Annotated in this window: 15 protein-coding genes; 10 read left to right on the forward strand and 5 right to left on the reverse strand. The window is 70.2% G+C overall.

What is annotated here, in order from left to right; translation table 11 throughout:
- The first annotated feature begins 107 nt into the window (after positions 1-107).
- Together FK267_RS06145 and FK267_RS06150 are read left to right on the forward strand one after the other, a co-directional pair.
- Positions 108-1037, forward strand: coding sequence for an SDR family oxidoreductase (locus FK267_RS06145; protein ID WP_141406616.1), 930 nt, complete (start codon positions 108-110; stop codon positions 1035-1037).
- A 54-nt stretch (positions 1038-1091) separates the two neighbouring features.
- Positions 1092-2657, forward strand: coding sequence for a DUF2142 domain-containing protein (locus FK267_RS06150; RefSeq protein ID WP_141406617.1), 1566 nt, complete (start codon positions 1092-1094; stop codon positions 2655-2657).
- 91 nt (positions 2658-2748) lie between these two features.
- Here FK267_RS06150 and rfbA read toward each other — a convergent pair whose 3' ends face one another.
- A complete protein-coding gene (gene rfbA / locus FK267_RS06155) occupies positions 2749-3621 on the reverse strand; it encodes a glucose-1-phosphate thymidylyltransferase RfbA (protein WP_141406618.1) in 873 nt (290 codons plus the stop codon).
- Between the two features lie 203 nt (positions 3622-3824).
- On the opposite strand from rfbA, the gene FK267_RS06160 reads away from it, so the two are divergent.
- Positions 3825-4406: a dTDP-4-dehydrorhamnose 3,5-epimerase family protein gene (locus tag FK267_RS06160; protein WP_141406619.1), complete on the forward strand. Its 582-nt coding sequence runs from the start codon at positions 3825-3827 to the stop codon at positions 4404-4406.
- Positions 4407-4438: 32 nt separating this feature from the next.
- Positions 4439-5629: a mannose-6-phosphate isomerase, class I gene (manA, locus tag FK267_RS06165; protein WP_141406620.1), complete on the forward strand. Its 1191-nt coding sequence runs from the start codon at positions 4439-4441 to the stop codon at positions 5627-5629.
- 32 nt (positions 5630-5661) lie between these two features.
- Here manA and FK267_RS06170 read toward each other — a convergent pair whose 3' ends face one another.
- A complete protein-coding gene (locus FK267_RS06170; protein WP_141406621.1) occupies positions 5662-6453 on the reverse strand; it encodes a TIGR03089 family protein in 792 nt (263 codons plus the stop codon).
- A 328-nt stretch (positions 6454-6781) separates the two neighbouring features.
- Between FK267_RS06170 and FK267_RS06175 the strand changes: the two genes are divergently transcribed.
- Genes FK267_RS06175 through FK267_RS06185 form a run of 3 tightly spaced genes read left to right on the forward strand, consistent with a single transcriptional unit; the run spans position 6782 to position 13100 of the window.
- Positions 6782-7102, forward strand: coding sequence for a WhiB family transcriptional regulator (locus FK267_RS06175; protein ID WP_003787027.1), 321 nt, complete (start codon positions 6782-6784; stop codon positions 7100-7102).
- On the forward strand, positions 7099-11148 hold the full coding sequence (locus FK267_RS06180; RefSeq protein WP_141406622.1) for a glycosyltransferase: 4050 nt from the start codon (positions 7099-7101) through the stop codon (positions 11146-11148). The genes FK267_RS06175 and FK267_RS06180 overlap by 4 nt, the downstream gene beginning before the upstream one ends.
- Positions 11145-13100, forward strand: a complete 1956-nt coding sequence (locus FK267_RS06185) for a DUF5719 family protein (RefSeq protein ID WP_141406623.1) — start codon at positions 11145-11147, stop codon at positions 13098-13100. The genes FK267_RS06180 and FK267_RS06185 overlap by 4 nt, the downstream gene beginning before the upstream one ends.
- Positions 13101-13130: 30 nt before the next feature.
- Here FK267_RS06185 and FK267_RS13610 read toward each other — a convergent pair whose 3' ends face one another.
- Entirely contained in the window at positions 13131-13607 is a 477-nt protein-coding gene (locus tag FK267_RS13610) for a metallopeptidase family protein (protein WP_009407400.1), read from the reverse strand.
- A 60-nt stretch (positions 13608-13667) separates the two neighbouring features.
- On the opposite strand from FK267_RS13610, the gene FK267_RS06195 reads away from it, so the two are divergent.
- Together FK267_RS06195 and FK267_RS06200 are read left to right on the forward strand one after the other, a co-directional pair.
- Entirely contained in the window at positions 13668-14102 is a 435-nt protein-coding gene (locus FK267_RS06195) for a DUF3499 domain-containing protein (RefSeq protein WP_003787014.1), read from the forward strand.
- Positions 14099-14338 carry a Trm112 family protein gene (locus tag FK267_RS06200; RefSeq protein ID WP_003787012.1) on the forward strand — a complete coding sequence of 80 codons (240 nt, stop codon included), beginning with the start codon at positions 14099-14101 and terminating at the stop codon, positions 14336-14338. Before FK267_RS06195 ends, FK267_RS06200 begins: the two co-directional genes overlap by 4 nt.
- 58 nt (positions 14339-14396) lie before the next feature.
- On the opposite strand, the gene FK267_RS06205 is transcribed toward FK267_RS06200, so the two are convergent.
- Complete coding sequence (locus tag FK267_RS06205) at positions 14397-15278, reverse strand: RDD family protein (protein ID WP_141406624.1); 882 nt, start codon at positions 15276-15278, stop codon at positions 14397-14399.
- Between the two features lie 14 nt (positions 15279-15292).
- Here FK267_RS06205 and FK267_RS06210 point away from each other — a divergent pair, with 14 nt between their 5' ends.
- Positions 15293-16288 (forward strand): stage II sporulation protein M, encoded by a 996-nt coding sequence (locus FK267_RS06210; protein ID WP_075378577.1) that lies wholly within the window; start codon positions 15293-15295, stop codon positions 16286-16288.
- 23 nt (positions 16289-16311) lie between these two features.
- On the opposite strand, the gene FK267_RS06215 is transcribed toward FK267_RS06210, so the two are convergent.
- Positions 16312-17604 carry a DUF58 domain-containing protein gene (locus tag FK267_RS06215; protein WP_141406625.1) on the reverse strand — a complete coding sequence of 431 codons (1293 nt, stop codon included), beginning with the start codon at positions 17602-17604 and terminating at the stop codon, positions 16312-16314.
- Positions 17605-17638: the final 34 nt, after the last annotated feature.

The following is a 17638-nucleotide window of genomic DNA, read 5'->3' on the forward strand; positions in this document are numbered from 1 at the left end:
GTGATATCGACCAACGTGGCCGGTGCACTCGTGTAGTGTTCATCGACGGGTTATGCCCATGGTGAGACGTCGGCGATACGACGCACGCGGGAAGGAAGAGACGGCCAGTGAACGAGACCATGCCGGTGCAGACTGAGGGGACCTCTCTCCCCCGTGCCGGGCACGACGAAGGGCAGATGCGCGGACGGGTTCTCGTCACCGGCGCCAACGGCCAGCTGGGGCGCGCGCTCATGACCCTGCTGCCACAGGCGGGCTTCGAACCTACCGGCGTCGACCTGCCCGAGGTGGATATCTCGGACGCGGCCGCCATGTCCTCCTGGGACTGGACTGGCTACGACATCGTCATCAATGCCGCGGCCTGGACCAACGTGGATGGGGCGGAGACTCCTGAGGGGCGCCGCCTGTCGTGGCGGGCCAACACGGTCGGCCCGGTCAACCTGGCCCGGGCGGCCGTCCAGCACGGCCTGACGCTGGTGCACCTGTCCACCGAGTACACCTTCGACGGGGCCACGGCCCTCCACACCGAGGAGGAGACCCCCTCGCCGCTGGGGGTCTACGGCCAGTCCAAGGCCGCCGGGGACGCCGCCGTCAGTGTCTGTCCCCGGCACTACCTGGTGCGCACCTCCTGGGTGGTCGGTGATGGTAAGAACTTCGTCAAGACGATGCTCTCCCTGGCTGAGCGCGGCATCACGCCGAGTGTCGTGGCCGACCAGACTGGGCGCCTCACCTTCGCCTCCGATCTGGCGGCGGGCATCATCCACCTCCTCACCTCGGGCGCCGAGTTCGGTACCTACAACCTCTCCGGTGATGGGCCGATCGTCTCCTGGGCCGATGTCGCCAAGCGGGTCTACGAGCGCGCCGGCCATAGTCCCGACGAGGTCACTGCCGTCACCACTGAGGAGTACTACGCCGGTCAGGATGGGATCGCACCGCGGCCACTGAGCTCGGCCCTGGACCTGGCGAAGATCAAGGCTGCAGGTTTCACCCCGGCTGACTCCACGGAGCGCCTGGAGGCCTATCTCCAGGGCCTCCTGTAAGTTGAATCAGACCGGTTTACACTCCCTCGCACCCGTTTCTCGTCGGAGATCAGCATGAGACGTGAGCTCACCAAGTACTTACGACTGCCGACCATGAGTCGTATGGAAACCGGCGCCGTGCTGTCCCGGCGCCCGGCAGTGGTGGGCGGGCTCCTCCTCATCCTGATGCTGCTGACCGGACTCGGGTGGGCGGTGTCCTCTCCGGTGGAGTCGTCTCCCGACGACAACTATCACCTGGGCAGCATCTGGTGCCCACGTCCGGCGGGTGAGTCCTGCCAGACCAGTGTTGTCGACGGCGATCCGGTGGTCCGGGTTCCGATCGCGGTGGCGGACGAGTCAATGAGGTGCTACGTCCTGCAATCGAATAAGTCGGCGGGATGCGCGCTTGGGTACGACGATTCTCATATGGTGTGGTCCAAGCGCTTCGACAATGGCGCCTACCCAATTGGCTACTACCACTTCCATCACCTCCTCGTCGGCAAGGACGTGCAGACCTCGGTCCTGGTGATGCGCGGCGTCAATGTGCTCATCGCCGTGACGCTTCTGGGAACCATCGGCTTCTGTGCGCCGCGGCAGTTGAGGCGGCCATTCATCGGCGCGATTGTCGCCTCGTGGGTCCCCATGGGGGTCTACTTCATCGCTTCCAACAATCCCAGCTCGTGGGCCGTCTCCGGGTTGATTGCGTACTCCGCGGCAACATTGATGGCCCCGCAGCAGAACGGGCGTCGTCGTATTGCCCTCGTGATCTGCGCGGTGATCGGCGCCGTGATGTGCTTGACGTCGCGATATGACGCCGCCTTCTTCCTCCTTGTTGTCGGCCTTGCCCTGCTCTTCGCGGTGCCGTGGAAACGAGGGGGATGGATAGGGCTGAGTGCCCTCGCCGGAGTGGCCCTCCTCGGGTTCGGCACCTTTATGGCTTCGTCCCAGGTGTCGAAGGTCGCATACTTCCTGCGGGTTTTCGAGGCGTCTGATCCTGCAAAATCTGCCGACAAGCAGCCGTTCTTCGAGAAGCTCCTCGTTGGGCTGGAGACTGCTCCGAAGTATCTCGGCGGATTTTGGGGGCACACATGGACCCCGGGGTGGCACGATGTTCCTCTGGGGGCCCGTGCCCCCTATGTGCTCACCATTATGGCGGCCGGTGCTTTCGTGGCCGTCGGCTTGCGCCGTGGCGGTTGGCGGAAGTGGACCGCTCTGGCGATCATCGTGGGGTCGATGGTCCTTCTTCCGGCGTTGTTCTACGCCAACGGCGCCATGGACACCATCGAGCTCTATCAGGCCCGGTACATCTTCCCGCTGCTGGCGCCCACCTTCTTCCTCATGCTGGCCGTCGATCAGGATGAGGGGGCGTGGTTCACAGTTCCGCAGGCCGTCTGGGTCACCGTCTTCATATCGCTGTGCCAGACAATCACCCTGCATACGCTGCTGCTGCGATTCGTGCAGGGTGCCCAGGAACGGTGGGAACTCGACCTCAACAAGCATATCGAGTGGTGGTGGAGTGCACCGGTCTCACCCATGATGGTCTGGTTCCTCACGACCTGCTTCGCCACTGCGGCACTGGGAACCGCCATCGCAATGCTGACGCGCACAGCCGAGAAGTACGAGGCGCCCCAGGAGTCGTGAGCACTGTGGGCGGGCGGCGCGGAGTGGCGCCCGCCCGCCCACACGTCATGAGGCAGGAACGGAGCAGGCCGGAGGTCTCCGGCCAGAATCCTCAGGACTGCTGGTTCTCCAGCAGACCCAGGAGGTAGGCGCCGTACCCGGACTTCACCAGGGGCTCGGCGCGCTGGCGCAGGCCCTCGTCGTCGATGAAGCCCATGCGCCAGGCGACCTCCTCGGGAGCGCCGATGTTGAGGCCCTGACGGTGCTGGACGGTGCGGATGAAGCTGGTGGCGTCGGCCAGGGAGTCGAAGGTGCCGGTGTCGAGCCAGGCGGTGCCGCGGGGCAGGACCTCCACGGTCAGCCGGCCGGCCTCCAGGTAGGTGCGGTTGACGTCGGTGATCTCGTACTCGCCGCGGGCGGAGGGCTGGAGGTTCTTGGCGATCTCGACGACGTCGTTGTCATAGAAGTACAGGCCGGGCACGGCGTAGTTGGAGCGGGGCTGGGCCGGCTTCTCCTCGATGGAGATGGCCTTGAAGCTCTCATCGAACTCGACCACGCCGTAGGCCGTGGGGTTGGCGACTTGGTAGGCGTAGACGACGCCGCCGTCGGGGCTGGTGTGACGGCGCAGCTGGGTGCCCATGCCGGGGCCGTAGAAGATGTTGTCGCCCAGGACCAGGGCGGCGCTGTCGTCACCGATGAAGTCGGCGCCCAGGACGAAGGCCTGAGCCAGGCCGTTGGGCTCCTGCTGAACCGTGTAGGACAGGTTGACGCCGAGCTGGGAGCCGTCGCCCAGGAGACGGTGGAAGGAGGGGGCGTCGTGGGGGGTGGTGATGACCAGGACGTCCTGGATCCCGGCGAGCATGAGGGTGCTCAGCGGGTAGTAGATCATCGGCTTGTCGTAGACGGGCACCAGCTGCTTGGAGGTCCCCAGGGTGATCGGGTTGAGTCGCGTGCCGGAGCCTCCGGCCAGAATGATTCCTCGCATGCTCCAAGCATGACCTATTGAGGCCCTCAATGGCGCCAGGATCGGGCGGATCGGGAGCTCATGTTCGTGTTTCCCGGCACGTTCCGCCCCTGGTGGCCTCGTCCTTCGGGGTGTCGACGGGCCACACCGATAGACTCGGGCAATGGCGCCTGACGGATACGGGGCGCTGAGACCAAGACCTGTGCGCACAGAAGGGGCCATCAATGGGGCAGATCGAGCTGGGCAAGCCGCTTGCCATCGAGGAGACGCCGATTCCGGGATTCCTGCGGATCGACCTGACTGTTCACGGGGACAACCGCGGCTGGTTCAAGGAGAACTGGCAGCGGGAGAAGATGCTGGCCCTGGGGCTGCCCGACTTCGGGCCGGTGCAGAACAATATCTCCTTCAACAACGAGGTCGGGGTCACCCGCGGCATCCACGCCGAGCCCTGGGACAAGTTCGTCTCGGTGGCCACCGGCCGCGTCTTCGGCGCCTGGGTGGACCTGCGCGAGGGACCCTCCTTCGGAGCCGTCTACACCTGCGAGATCGACCCGTCGGTGGCGGTGTTCGTGCCTCGAGGCGTGGGCAACTCCTATCAGACGCTGGAGCCCAACACCGCCTACACCTACCTGGTCAATGACCACTGGTCGGCCGACGCCCGGTACACCTTCCTCAACCTGGCCGATGAGACGGTGAATGTGCCCTGGCCGATCCCTCTGAGTGAGGCGATCCTCTCCGACAAGGACAGGGCGCACCCCCGCCTGGCCGAGGTCACCCCCTTCCCGGCTCCCGGAGCCGAGGCCTAGGACGTGCCCGCGCACCGGTACGGTGAGGCGCCATGAGACGACTTGAGCCGGCGCGCCAGCGGTACGCCTGGGGGTCGACCTCCGCCATCCCAGCCCTCCTGGGCAGGGCTGACGACGGCGACCCCTGGGCTGAGGCCTGGTACGGTTCCCACCCGGCCGGGCCCGCCCAGGTCACCGAGGGCGGTGTGCTCTCCGAGCTCATCGACGCCGAGCCGGAGCGCCTCCTGGGGGAGGACATCATCTGGCGCTTCGGGCGCCGGCTGCCCTTCCTCCTCAAGCTCATCGCGCCCGAGCAGCCCCTGTCCCTCCAGGTCCACCCCAGCCAGGCCCAGGCCGCCGAGGGCTACGCCCTGGAGGACGAGGCGGGCATCGCCCTGGATCACCCCTGCCGCAACTACAAGGACACGAACCACAAGCCGGAGATGGTCCTGGCCCTCACCCGCTTCCAGGCCGTCGCCGGTTTCCGCGCCCCGCGCCGCGCCGTCGAGGTCTTGGCCGGCCTGGACAGCCCCCTGGCCCGCCGGATGCGTCGCACCCTGCGCCTCAACCCCACGCGTTACGGCATCCGGCAGGTCTTCTCCGACGTCGTCTCGGCCGCCACGCGTCCCAGCCCTCAGGAGATCGACGCCCTCGTCACTGAGATTGCCGCCAGGTTCGAGGCCGGTACCTCCCCGTCGCTGCGAGTGGACTCCAACGTCGTGAAGATGGCCGACACCTTCCCCGGGGACCCCGGCATCGCCGCCGCGCTCCTGCTCAACCCCGTCACCCTGCAGCCCGGTGAGGCGCTGTTCGTACCGGCGGGAAGCGTGCACGCCTACATCTCCGGTCTGGGCGTGGAGGTCATGGCCTCCTCGGACAACGTGCTGCGTGCCGGACTGAGCGCCAAGCACATTGATGTCCCCGAGATGCTGGCCTGCGTCGACTACGTGGCGGCGCCGCCGGTGCGCCCCGCCCCCGAGTACCTCTCTCGCGCCACCCGCGCCTACTACGCGCCGGTGGATGACTTCGAGCTCATGGTCACCACTGTGGTGGCCGCCGACGGGCGCCTGCCGGTCCCCGGACGGGGGCCGCGCATCCTCCTGGCCGTCGAGGGAGCCATGACCCTGGTGACCCAGGCCGACACCCAGACGCTCGCCCAGGGCGAGGCCGTATTCGTCAGTGCCGACGAACGCAGCCTGTCCGTCGAGGGGGAGGGCACCCTCGTCCAGGCCGACGTCCCCTAATCCCGGGGGTGGCGGGACTGAGCCCTGCCGACTCAGGCGGTGATGCCCTCCTGCCGGATGGCGGCCGCGGCGACGTCGTCATCCGCCTCGGGGGTGAGAACCACCGCGGTGCGCCCGGCGCGCCAGGCGACCAGCACCTCCTGGAGCATCTGGGCCGTGTCGGGGCTGCGCACCAGGACCGCACGTGAGGCAGAGCGATTGCCGGCCCCTGTGGATGCGCCTGCCGCCTCGACCCGGGCTGCCAGCTGGGCGCGCGTCAGGGTGGAGGGCCGCTCGCCTGAGGGGACGGTGGCCGCAGTGGTGCCCGGAGCCGCAGGCGCTGCCCCCTCGGCGGCGAGGTCCCTGAGGCACACCGAATCAGCCGCAGTGCTCACCGGTGTGAAGCGGTCGGGATAGTGCATGAGGTCGGCGGCGCCGTCGAGCACGAGGGCAGGCAGCTCACCTGGCCAGCGCAGCGCCAGCGAGGCGGGCGGGACCAGTGCCTGCGCCTCGGCCTCATCGAAGAGGCTCTCCGGGGCGAAGGCCACGCTCAGCTCGGGGAGGAGGCCGGCGGCGTGGATGTGCGCGCTGCTTCCCAGGAGCACGCTGCGCCCCGCCAGCCACGTACCGCAGGCCCAGGCGACGCTCCGCCAGTGCGCAGGGAGGCCCACATGGACTCCGTCACCGGGCGTCGACTCCGATGTGACGAATCCCGCGATCTTCGCCAGCCACATGGACAGGACGTGCCCGGTCAGCTCGACTCGTTCGTCGATTCCATAACAAACGAGCCATGGCCTGTCGGCGTCCTGAGGACCGGGAAGCAGTGGGAGCAGGGGATCTGACATGACCCCGATTGAAGCAGATCCTGTGGCTTTCAGGAACTTCCCTGGTGGTGTCCAGTCGGTAGGGGCATGATGTGAACGTGCGTCAGGCGTCCTGAAATCCTCTGCAGTGCCGTGGGTATTTCCACTGTCAGCCAGGCAGTGGGAGCCTCTCAGGGGTTTTGTAGGAAGTCGACATATGGTTCCATCCAGATGGGGATGTTCCTTGATGTATCAAGGAATGATGTCGACGGTCACGAGAGGGTGAACTTTCCCTCGCTGGCTTGACTGGCCTTGTCTCACACGCATGTAATTCTTACTGGCAAGAAGCTCGGATCGAAGGGAGGCCGGCATGTGGAACATCCTCGGCGACGGCCCACTGAAGCACCCAGAGGAGCCTGACGCAGAGGTACTGTCGCTCCTCTTCGGTGGCGGTGACGACGTCGATGAAGGTCCTCTGGCGTGGCAGGAGCGCGCTCTGTGCGCCCAGACGGACCCTGAGGCCTTCTTCCCTGAGAAGGGTGGTTCCACACGTGAGGCCAAGCGAGTCTGTGCGACTTGCGAGGTTCGTGAGGAGTGCCTCGAGTACGCTCTCGCCAACGACGAGCGCTTCGGAATCTGGGGCGGCATGTCGGAGCGCGAGCGGCGCAAGCTCAAGCGTCGCGCAGTATGACCCCCGCCGGCTCCACACAGGGAGCCAGTCGGGTAGGAGCCCTGGCCGTCGTCGTGTCGGCCGGGGCGAGCCCGTTTCTGGCGCAGACACTGTCCGCGATCACCTCACAGACCTGCGCGCCCGACGTCGTCCTCGTCGTCGACGTCGCCTCGCGAGCCAACGGGCTGGGGGACGGAACCCCGATCGAGGAGCTCGTGCAGAGGTCGGGGCTGGACGCCGTCACTGCCGTGCGCGTCGTCAGGGCCAAGGAGGCCAAGAACTTCGGCGACGCCGTCTCACGGGGATTGACCGCTTACGCCGGGCTTGTCGCCGCCGGTAACCGCAAGCGCCGCAGCTCCGAGGCCCTCGACGGCGCAGAGGGCTCAGATGCTGACACCACCTCGAGCGGGCCGCGCACCTCGGTGCGGGACCTGCTGCTGTCGGGCTCGGGTCCCATCACCGGTCCCACCGGCGCGCTCTCGCCGATCACCGCCTACGAGCAGCGGCTCGTGGCCCCCACCGAGGCCACCCCGGAGATGCCGGAGCACCAGGTGTGGTTCTGGCTGCTCCATGATGACTCCGCGCCCGCCGAGGACTGCCTCGAGCGGCTGCTCACCGCCGCGACCAACGCCCGCTCCGTGGGAATCGTCGGACCCAAGCAGGTGGGCTGGGACAACCCCGAGCTGCTCCTAGAGGTCGGGCTGCGCGCCACTGCCTCGGCCCGCCGCGCCAATGACATCGTCCCCGGCGAGGTCGACCAGGGTCAGCACGATGACCGCAGTGACGTCCTGGCCGTAGGAACAGCCGGAGCCCTCATCGACCGGGCCGTGTGGGAGGAGATCGGCGGCATCGCCCCGTGGCTCGGCCCCTTCGGCGACGGCCTGGAGCTCTCGCGCGCCGCGCGCCTGGCCGGATACCGCGTCATCGTCGAACCCACTGCCGTCATCCGCCACCGACGGGCCTCCTACCAGGGGCTTCGTCGTCCCGCATCCGTCTCCCACTCCTCCGACGCGCTGCCCCGCACCGATGCCGAGGCCATCGAGGTCGCCCTTCCCGAGCCCGACCCGGAGCGATCCTTCCGGGCTCGGCGCAGCGCCCAGCTCATCAACTGGGCGGCCTTCTCCACCCGTCCCATCGGTCTGCTGCTGACCTGGTTCGTCATTCTCGGACTGATGCGGTTCGTATGGCGCCTGGCCTCCAAGGCTCCGGGGCTGGCCCGCGACGAGCTCGGGGCGGCTCTGGCCGTGGCCGGCCGCGGCCGACGGGTCAGGGCCGCCAGACGCCGGCTCGCGCAGCACACCAAGGTGCCTGCATCCGCGCTGGGGCGTCTGTACGCCACGGCGGCCGAGATCCGCGGGGTGCGCCGTGATCGCAGCCGCCAGGAGCGCGAGCGTCGCGCCCGTGCGGCGGCCCCCAGTGAGCTCGAGCTGCGCGAGCTCGCCGCACTGGCCCGCAGCCGGCGCCGCACCCTGAGTGCGGTCATGGTGCTGGTGCTGGCGCTGAGCACCTACGGCCTGTCCCGGCTGCTGCTGACCCGCTCGATCACCGGCGGGGCCCTGCCCCTGTTCAGCGGCGGCTGGCGTCAGATGTGGGACAGCGCCTGGAGCACCTGGATCGCGACCGCGGACGGCTATCCGGGCGGCGTCACCCCATTGCTGGGCATCCTGGCGCTACCGGCGGCTCTGGGAAGACTGGTGGGGCTGGAGACCAGCGCGCTCATCAGCGCTCTGGTGCTCCTGGCCGTGCCCCTGGCGGCGCTGGGGGCATGGTTCGCCGCCGGCACGATGACCCGGAAGGTAGTGCTGCGGGCCTGGGCGGCACTCGTGTGGGCCCTGTCTCCCAGCCTCCTGCTCGCCCTGGGCCAAGGGCGCCTCGGTGCCCTCCTGGTCCACCTCGTCCTGCCCTGGGCGCTGCTGGCGCTGGCCCGCGCAGTGGGCGCCGACCGGCGGGACCTCGTCCTGTCCGGACTGGTGGGTGCCCACCTGCTCACCGACGAGGAGCGCGCCGAGCTCGACCGATTCTCCACCGAGAAGGTCACCGACCTCGCCCACCTGGATGAGGAGGCACAGGCCGAGTCGAAGGCCGAGGACACCGAGGACACCGACGACGCCGCGGCCACCGAGGATGCAGTGCATGCAGTGGATGTTGAGGGTGATACTGCGGGTGATGCCGAACCCGCCCAGGACGGGGAGGCCGACACGACCCCCGCCCGGGAGGATGCCTCGGACGATGAGGATCATGACCGCGGTGAGGATGAGGCGGAGACCGGCCCTGCCGTCCGCGCCCCGGCCGCTCGCGAGCCCGAGGTCGACCTGCCCCCCACGGAGAAGTACGGCTACGGGTCGGCGACTGCTGCCGCCGTCGCAGGGCTGCTGCTGAGCGTCGTCGTCGCGGCCATCCCGGCCACCGCCGCCGTGCTGGCAGTCATCATCCTTCTGCTGTCGGTGACCACGCGACGCGGCTTCAAGCTGGTCCTCACCCTGGTCCCCATGCTGGTTACCGCCGCCCCGGCCTGGTGGGGCGCCTGGCTCCTGGGCCACCGGGCGGGCTGGGCCGAGGGGGTCCGGCTGCTGCTGACCGACATCGGCCTGCCCGTCTCCGCGCCGGCGCCGAGCAGTCTCGACCTGCTGGTCGGCTCCCCGATGGACCTGGACGCCCTGGTCTCCTCCGGGGCTCTGAGTGTCCTGCTGCGGGTACTGCTGGCGCTGGTCCCGGTCCTGGGCGTCGTCGGGCTCTTCGTCTCCCGGCGCGTCCGGGTGGCCCGCACCGGCATCCTCCTGGCCCTGGGCGGCCTCATCCTGGCCGGGCTCTGCCTGCGCACCCCGACCGGTCTGGGACCGGACGTTGCCGGAAGCGGCCTGGCTCCCGTCAACGGATGGTCCGGGGCCGGTCTGTCCCTGGCACTGAGCGGTTTCCTCGCGGCGGCCCTAACCGCCGGCGAGACCATCTGGGACCTGCTTGGGCAGCGGTCCAGAGGCGGCCGTCGAGCGCTGGAGCGCAGGAGCCGGAAGGATGCTGACGCGGCCTCCTCCTTGGCCACAGACCCGACGGTGAGGCGGAAGCGATCGCGCCGCCTCAAGGCGGCCTTCACGACCGCGGCCTGCCTCGTCCTGCTCGCCCCGGTGGTGGTCGGTGGCATCTGGTCCTACCAGGCTCACCGCGCCAGTAACCCGCGGGTCCTGGCGCTGCACTCCACGCCCCAGCAGATCCCGCTCATCGCTGAGCAGTTCCAGGGCTCGGAGGCGGCCGGACGAGTTCTCAGACTCACTTCCACGACGCAGGGGCTCCAGGCCACCATCTGGCGCGGGCCCGGCACCCAGATCAGCGACGTCCTGCCCGGAGCGGTCAACGTCGAGGCGCGCACCCGTGCCGCCGCGGCACTGGCCGACCCCGGGCTCAAGCCCGGCAAGGACGCTCAGAGGGCCAGGCCCAACAGCGGAGCCTCAGGTCAGGCACTCGTCCTGGACGACCCCGCCGACGTCGAGCTCGCCCAGATCGTCACCCGCGCCACCGCCGGACAGGACAAGGGAGCCGCCGACGCCCTGGCGGCCCACGGCATCGCCGTCGTCGTGCTCGATCATCAGGAGGGCGACGCCGTCACCGCCGAGGCCCGCGTGGGCCTGGCCTCAACGCCGGGACTGGAGCAGCTCGCCCAGACCGCCTCGGGCAACTCCTGGAGGGTCACGTCCTCGGCTCACCCCGACTCGGCCCGCCTGAGCCTCCTGGACGCCGGAGGTGTGGTCACCCCGGTCGCCTCCACCGGTACCGGCTCAGGGACCCGCACCGAGATCCCCGCCGGAGCCGGCCCCCGCACCCTCGTCATGGTGGAGCGCTCCGACGCCGGCTGGAGCGCCACCCTCGATGGCCGGCGCCTTGAGGCCACCACGGTTCGCGCCCAGGACGGCAGCTGGAAGCAGGGCTTCACCGTCGGCTCTGAAGGCGGGGAGCTGGTGGTCACCCACACCCGCAGGTCCACGGCCGCCGCGACCTACACGATCTGGGCCGTCTGGGCCCTGACCCTGGTGGCGGCACTGCCCCTGCGACGCGGAAAGGAGATGGCCTCATGACGCAGCCCCGTCAGGACGACGCCGACAGCCAGCAGGAGTCGGAGGAGAAGGCCGAGACCCAGCCCCCGCAGCACAGGTCGACCAGGCCGGACCCGCAGCAGGCCGACGACGAGACCGCCTCCGCGGAGAAGACCGACGACGAGACCGCGGATGAGATCGCGGACGAGGCGGTGAACAAGGAGGCGGACACGCAGGCGGAGGAAGGCGATGACAGCCCCGCCGGCCAGGACCAGGACTCAGGCAGCACCCCCACCGACGAGGCCACTGACGACGCCCCCCGTAGTGATGCCGAGGATGCTGCCGACACCGATGCCGAGGCGTCGGATGCCACCGATGCCGAGACGGTGGATGAGACTGACACTCCCTCCACCAGCCCCTCCACGAAGCGGCGGAGGAGCCCCGCCAGCACCAGGCGGCACCGCCGGTCACTGGGGCAGACGGTCTCCCGCGGCGTCGGTGTCCTGACTTCCCTCGCGCTGGCCGCAGCCGTCGGAGGCGTCACCTGGTGGGGGTACACCGCACCGACCACACCGACCCCGCAGCTGCAGGCCCTGAGCCTGGCCCAGCCCGGAGGCACCACCACCTACGTCTGCCCGCACGCGCCCACCAATACATTGCGGGGCACCGACGTGGGCGCCATGGAGTCCTCCACCGCCATCGTCCCGGCCAAGGGAGACGGGGCCGCCAAGTCGGCCACCTATGCCGGTTGGAGCATCCCCACCGACACGGCCACCTCCATGAGTACCGCCGAGGGCGGCATCCTCACTCTCGCGCCCGCGGACGGCCGGGTGGCCAACGCCGTCGGGGCGGTGACGACTCTGACCAAGAGCGGTGACTTGCGGGGGCTCACCGCCGCCCCCTGCACCCAGCCGTCCGCCATGTCCTGGATCGTGGGCGGCTCCATCGCGGCGGGCTCCTCGGCCGAGCTGCGACTGGTCAACCCCGGCGTCACCCCCGCCACCGCGAAGGTCACCCTCTACGGTTCCATCGGCCGGCTCAGCCTGCCCAGCAACGGGGAGATCACCGTGCCGGCGGGCGGCTCCTCCTCCCTGGCCCTGGAGACGAAGGGCAGCCAGGACCCGCGCATCGCCGTATCCGTCGAGGCCGACGGCGGCTCCGTGGTGCCCACCCTCGTCACCGAGTCCCTCGACGGGGAGACCCCCGCCGGCACCGACGTCATCACCCCGGGAGCCGCCCCGGCCACCGACCTCGTGATCCCCGGCGTGGAGATCACCGAGCCGGCCACACAGGGTGAGGTGCCCGACGCCAAGACCGGTGCGGACTCCTCCGACACCCCGGCCGTGCGCATCGTCAACCCCGGTGCCGCCCCGGCGACCGTGTCGGTGACCATGCTCGGCAAGGACGGTGCCCGCCCGCTGAGCGGGGCGCAGTCCGTGACCATCGACGCCGGCTCCGTCTTCGACATCCAGCTGGCCGGCGTGCCCGCGGGCACCTACGGGGTGCAGGTCACCTCGAACACACCGGTGGGAGCCGCTGTCCGCATGGTGCGCAGCGGCGGCGAGTACCCCGCGCGCTCCAAGGCCCTCGTCCACGACCAGGCCTGGGCGCAGGCCGCGCTGCCCGGTGCCGCGGACTCCGGCCTGCTGGCGGTGCCGCGCGCGGCCTCCCTGAGCTCGGCGGTCACCGTGGCCAACAGCGGTGAGACCACCTCGGTGACCCTGTCCTCCCTCGACGGCTCCTGGAAGCAGGACGTCAAGGTCGCCAAGGGCAGTTCCAGCGTCGTCGAGGTGCCGGCCAAGGTCTCCGCCGTCCGCCTGAACGCGGCCGGTCGGAAGGGCTCATCGGGGACCTCGCACACCCCCAGTGGCCTGGCCGCCGCAACCATCGTGACCGCGCAGGCCGGTGGGGACCTGGCCGGCACGCTCATCTCCACCGTGCCGGCTCAGCCCGACGCCACCGTTCAGGCCCAGCGCCGCATCCTGCTGGACTGACGACACCGGGCCCCGGGCGGGAGGTCCGTCTCACAGGGCCGAGCCGGGATCGATCTCCTCGGGGCGGCGCCCCAGCATGAGGGCCACCTGCTCGACGACGACACGGTGCACCAGGTCGGCCAGCTCGGCATCGTTCGTGGCCCGGGAGGCCACCGGTCGGCGGTAGATGACGACGCGCGCCGGCAGTCCCGCACGGGGCTCAGCGGTGAAGCCGCGTCCCAGCACCACCGAGCGCTCCCAGGGCGCCGGATCCGAGGGCGGGACCTCCTCGACGGCGAACTGGATCTGATCCACCGACGGCCAGCGTCTGGCCAGGTTCTGGGCCGCGTCCACGACGAGCTCGTCGAAGCGCTCGGCGCGAGTGCGCCAGGCCGGCAGATGCGGCGGCAGGAGTGGACCGCGCAGCCCCCGGCCGTGGCGGTCACGACGACTGCTCGGGCGGCGCCCCGGTGCCGCGGCGGAGCGCGGGGGGATCCGCCCGGGCGAGAAGGGGAACAGGTCGGTCACATCGGCCAGCCTAAGCGGCGTGTGGATGACCGGCGGGCAACGGCACGGTAACCTGCGAGCGTGAGAAGAGTCCGACACTGCCGCAAGCCCGGCTGCGAGCGCCCAGCCGTGGCCACCCTGACTTCCGTCTACGCGGACTCCACCATCGTGCTGGGGCCACTGGCCACCGAGGCCCAGCCCGAGGCCTACGACCTGTGCGACAAGCACGTCTCCTCCTTCACGGCCCCCCGCGGCTGGCAGATCATCCGCCTGGCCACCGAGTTCGAGCCGGCTCCCCCCAGTGAGGACGACCTCCTGGCCCTGGCCGACGCCGTGCGCGAGGCCTCCCGCGCCCCACGCCCGGTCGCCTCGCCGGCCGAGCACCGACCCCGCCCCGGCGGGATCATGCCGGCCTCCCTGACGGCCCCGCTGCCGCCCCCGCCGGAGATCGCCGAGGACGAGATCCTGCGGCGCGGGCACCTGCGGGTCCTGCGCGGACAGAAGGGGGACGCATGAGCCGGTCGGACGTTCCCGTGCCTGAGCAGCGAGCGGTCCTCCCCTCCGGACTGAGGTCCGCCCTGCGCTGCCCGCTCAGCGGCGAGGAGCTCGTTGACGGCCTCGACGAGGCCGGTCGCCCCGCACTCGTCTCCCGGGGCACGGGCCTGGCCTATCCGGTGCGCGACGGCGTTCCGATCCTCCTGGTTCACGAGGCATCACGCGTGCCCGCTCCCGGTCCCGACCCTCAGGGCTGAGGCGCCGCGCCCCCGCTGCGACCCGGGTGGCCCGTCGTGGGGCCGAGCCCGGGGTGGTTCAACGCCGTCGGGTCTCTCCGCCCACCCCATAGGGCGGGCGGGCCATGTCCCGCAGCACGTCCTCCTCCAGCCGGCGGTCGCGGCTCTCCAGCACCAGCTCACGGTTACGGCGCTCGGTGAGAACCGCGGCAAGGAACCGTTCGGGGTGCGTGCCGGCGGGAGGCGGGGGAGAGACGTATCCCTGGACCTGAGAAGCCAGCTCGAGTCCCAGCTGGTGGCGGGAGGAGGGCACGGGGGAGGAGGCGCGCTGCAGGAAGGTGCGCGCCGTCAGGCTCAGGTTCCCGGGCAGGGCGCGCAGGTCCGTGCCCGCCGCCCACTGAGCCAGCTCGGGGGGCATCAGCAGCGGTGGCGCCATGTGGGAGCGGTGATGCTCTCGAACCACGTAGGTGCCGGCCAGCATGTCCCCGAACCGCTTCCCCCGCTTGGAGACGATGCTGGCGCACAGGGCCGGTACGGCCCAGGTGCCCCAGATCTCGACGACGGCCAGCAGCGTGCGCACCAGGCAGTGGCGCAGCCTGACGGTACCGCCGTCGTCGCGCACCACCCGGGCCCCGGTCACCATGCGGCCCAGGCTCCGGCCCCCGCTGAGGAGCTCGACGAGCAGAGGGATGACGACCATCCAGGCGAGGAGGGCCAGGGACAGCATCGCCCGGGTCAACGCGAGATTCTCTTGGAACTCCGAGCCCGTGGAGATGGCCAGCACCAGCACCACGACCACGGACAGTCCTGCCCCCAGGGCATAGACGGCGTAGTCGATGAGTCCCGAGGTGATGCGATTGGCGACCGTCGCCGGGGTGATCTCCAGGGCGACCGCCTCCCCGGTGATGAGCAGCTCGGGCTCGATCATCCGCTCGGAGGATGTAGGGGATGCGGCAGTCATGACAGACTCCTTGCGTGGATCTTGATGCTTTCTCCGCGGCGCACCGCGATCAGTGGGAACGTCTCGATGTGCTCGTGGGGCGCGGCCACCTCAGCGGGGCTGAGACCGATGAGCTCGTGGCTCTCTACCGCACCTGCGCCCGTCATCTGTCGCGGGTGCGCTCGGCCGCGCCGGATCCGCAGCTCATCGCCGAGCTGTCCTCCCGAGTGGCCGCGGCTCGCGGCCGCCTGACCGGAACACGGGAGGTGAGGAGCCGTTCGGTGCGCCGCTTTGTTCTCCAGTCCGTGCCGGCGGCCCTGTACCGCATCCGGTGGTGGACCTGCGGGGTCATGGTTGCCGAGATCGCCCTGGCGCTGGTGGTGGGGGCGTGGACCCTGCGCAGTCCGGAGGCCATGGCCGCTCTGGGCACCCCCGAGAAGCTGGACACCTACGCCCATGAGGCCTTCGAGTCCTACTACTCCACGTACTCCGCCCCCGACTTCGCCGCTGCGGTGTGGACGAATAACGCCCGTATCGCAGCGATCTGCGTGGCCGGAGGGATCACGGGGTTCCTGCCGCTCTACATGCTGTACCAGAACGCCGTCGGCGTGGGACAGGCCGGGGCGATCATGGCCGACCACGACATGCTCGGCGTGTTCCTCTCGCTCATCTCGCCGCACGGCCTGCTGGAGCTGACCTGCATCTTCGTCGCCGGCGCGGCCGGACTCAAGCTCTTCTGGACCATGCTGGTCCCCGGCCGGCGCAGCCGCACGGCCGCGCTGGCCGCCGAGGGACGGGCCCTCATCACGGTGGCCGTGGGCCTGACCGCAGCCCTGGCGGTCGCCGGACTCATCGAGGCCTTCGTGACTCCGGCCCCCATCCCCTGGTTGGTCAAGATCGCCATCGGAGCCGGTGCGTTGGCACTGCTGTGGGCATACACCCTCATTCTGGGCCGCTCCGCCGTCGCCGCAGGGTCCACGGGTGACCTCGAGGAGGATGAGGCCGGCTACGTCCAGCCCGAGGCCGGCTGAACCGGGCGTCGTCGCAGTGCGCCTCATAGACGCCCCGCGGCCTTGAGGTCCAGGTAGCAGTCGGCCAGTGCCGGAGCAAGCCCCTGGTCGGGTGCCTCCACGACCTCCACCCCGCCGCGACTCAGGCGGCGGCGCACGGCGTGCATCTCCACCAGGTCCTTCTCCGCGGAGGCGGCCACGTACACCGAGTCGGTGTCGTCACGCGTCGACCTGAGCTCCTCCAGCTCGGGGTCCAGGGCCGAGGCGAGAACAACCGTGTGCTCCCGGGCCAGAGCCGCCAGCGTCCGAATCATCGTCGCGTCCCCGGCGCTGCCGTCCAGGGCGGAGATGACCACCACCAGTGCGCGCTGCGAGAGCGTGGTGCGCACCAGAGAGGCCACGAGGGTCCAGTCGAGCTCGGTCAGGCGCGGCTCCACATCGGTCAGGTGCTCGGCCAGCTCGGTCATGAGCACCGGTCCGGCGCTGCCCCGCACCTGTGCGCGCACGGCGTCGTCCATGGCCAGGACGTCGACCCGGTCGCCGGCGCGGGAGGCCAGGGCCGCCAGCAGCAGGGTGGCCTCGATCTGGGCGTCGAGCCTGGGGGCGTCCCCCAGCCGGGCAGCGGACAGTCGACCCGAGTCGATGATGACGAGAACCCTCCGATCGCGCTCCGGGCGCCAGGTGCGTACCAGCACCTCGCCCCGGCGGGCAGTGGAGCGCCAGTCGATGGAGCGCACGTCGTCTCCGACGACGTACTCGCGCAGGGAGTCGAACTCGGTCCCCTCCCCGCGCACCATGACGGCGCTGCGTCCGTCCATCTCCCGCAGCCGGGCCAGGCGCGAGTGCAGGTGGCGGCGCGAGCGGAAGGCCGGCAGGACCCGGACGGAGGCAGGGACCTCCAATGACGCCTGCCGCCCCGCGATGCCCAGGGGACCCATCACCCTGACAGTCAGTGGCCCCGCCTGACGCTCCCCCCGGCGTCGGGGCGTGAGCACCGTGGAATGACGACGGCGCTGGGCCGGGGGGAGCGTCATCGCCCCGCGATCGTGGGTCGCCCCGGCGCTGGGGGGCCAGGCATCGCGCAGCAGGAGGCGGGCCGTGCGCCGACCGGTGTTGGTGAGCGTCAGTGTCGCAGTGATCGACTCGCCCAGCCGCACGCCGTGGCTCACGGAGCGCGAGGCCCGCAGCACTGCGGGCGAGGGGGCGCTCACCACGTCGATCACGACGAGGACCATGACCACGCCGGCCCAGGCCAGCACGGTGGCCGGGCGCGGCGCGATGAGGACCAGGGCGATCCCCGCAAGCATCGCCCATACGGCGCGCATCGTCAGGAACATGCCACTCCTGTCGTGAGTCGGTCAGCTGATCGGT

Source organism: Actinomyces oris, assembly GCF_006546825.1.
Taxonomy (GTDB): Bacteria; Actinomycetota; Actinomycetes; order Actinomycetales; family Actinomycetaceae; genus Actinomyces; species Actinomyces oris.

Bases quoted from the DNA above. Each gene is read 5' to 3' on its own strand.
- FK267_RS06150 (WP_141406617.1), top strand. From the start codon at position 1,092: ATGAGACGTGAGCTCACCAAGTACTTACGACTGCCGACCATGAGTCGT.
- rfbA (WP_141406618.1), bottom strand. From the start codon at position 3,621: ATGCGAGGAATCATTCTGGCCGGAGGCTCCGGCACGCGACTCAACCCG.
- FK267_RS06160 (WP_141406619.1), top strand. From the start codon at position 3,825: ATGGGGCAGATCGAGCTGGGCAAGCCGCTTGCCATCGAGGAGACGCCG.
- manA (WP_141406620.1), top strand. From the start codon at position 4,439: ATGAGACGACTTGAGCCGGCGCGCCAGCGGTACGCCTGGGGGTCGACC.
- FK267_RS06170 (WP_141406621.1), bottom strand. From the start codon at position 6,453: ATGTCAGATCCCCTGCTCCCACTGCTTCCCGGTCCTCAGGACGCCGAC.
- FK267_RS06175 (WP_003787027.1), top strand. From the start codon at position 6,782: ATGTGGAACATCCTCGGCGACGGCCCACTGAAGCACCCAGAGGAGCCT.
- FK267_RS06180 (WP_141406622.1), top strand. From the start codon at position 7,099: ATGACCCCCGCCGGCTCCACACAGGGAGCCAGTCGGGTAGGAGCCCTG.
- FK267_RS06185 (WP_141406623.1), top strand. From the start codon at position 11,145: ATGACGCAGCCCCGTCAGGACGACGCCGACAGCCAGCAGGAGTCGGAG.
- FK267_RS06200 (WP_003787012.1), top strand. From the start codon at position 14,099: ATGAGCCGGTCGGACGTTCCCGTGCCTGAGCAGCGAGCGGTCCTCCCC.
- FK267_RS06205 (WP_141406624.1), bottom strand. From the start codon at position 15,278: ATGACTGCCGCATCCCCTACATCCTCCGAGCGGATGATCGAGCCCGAG.
- FK267_RS06215 (WP_141406625.1), bottom strand. From the start codon at position 17,604: ATGTTCCTGACGATGCGCGCCGTATGGGCGATGCTTGCGGGGATCGCC.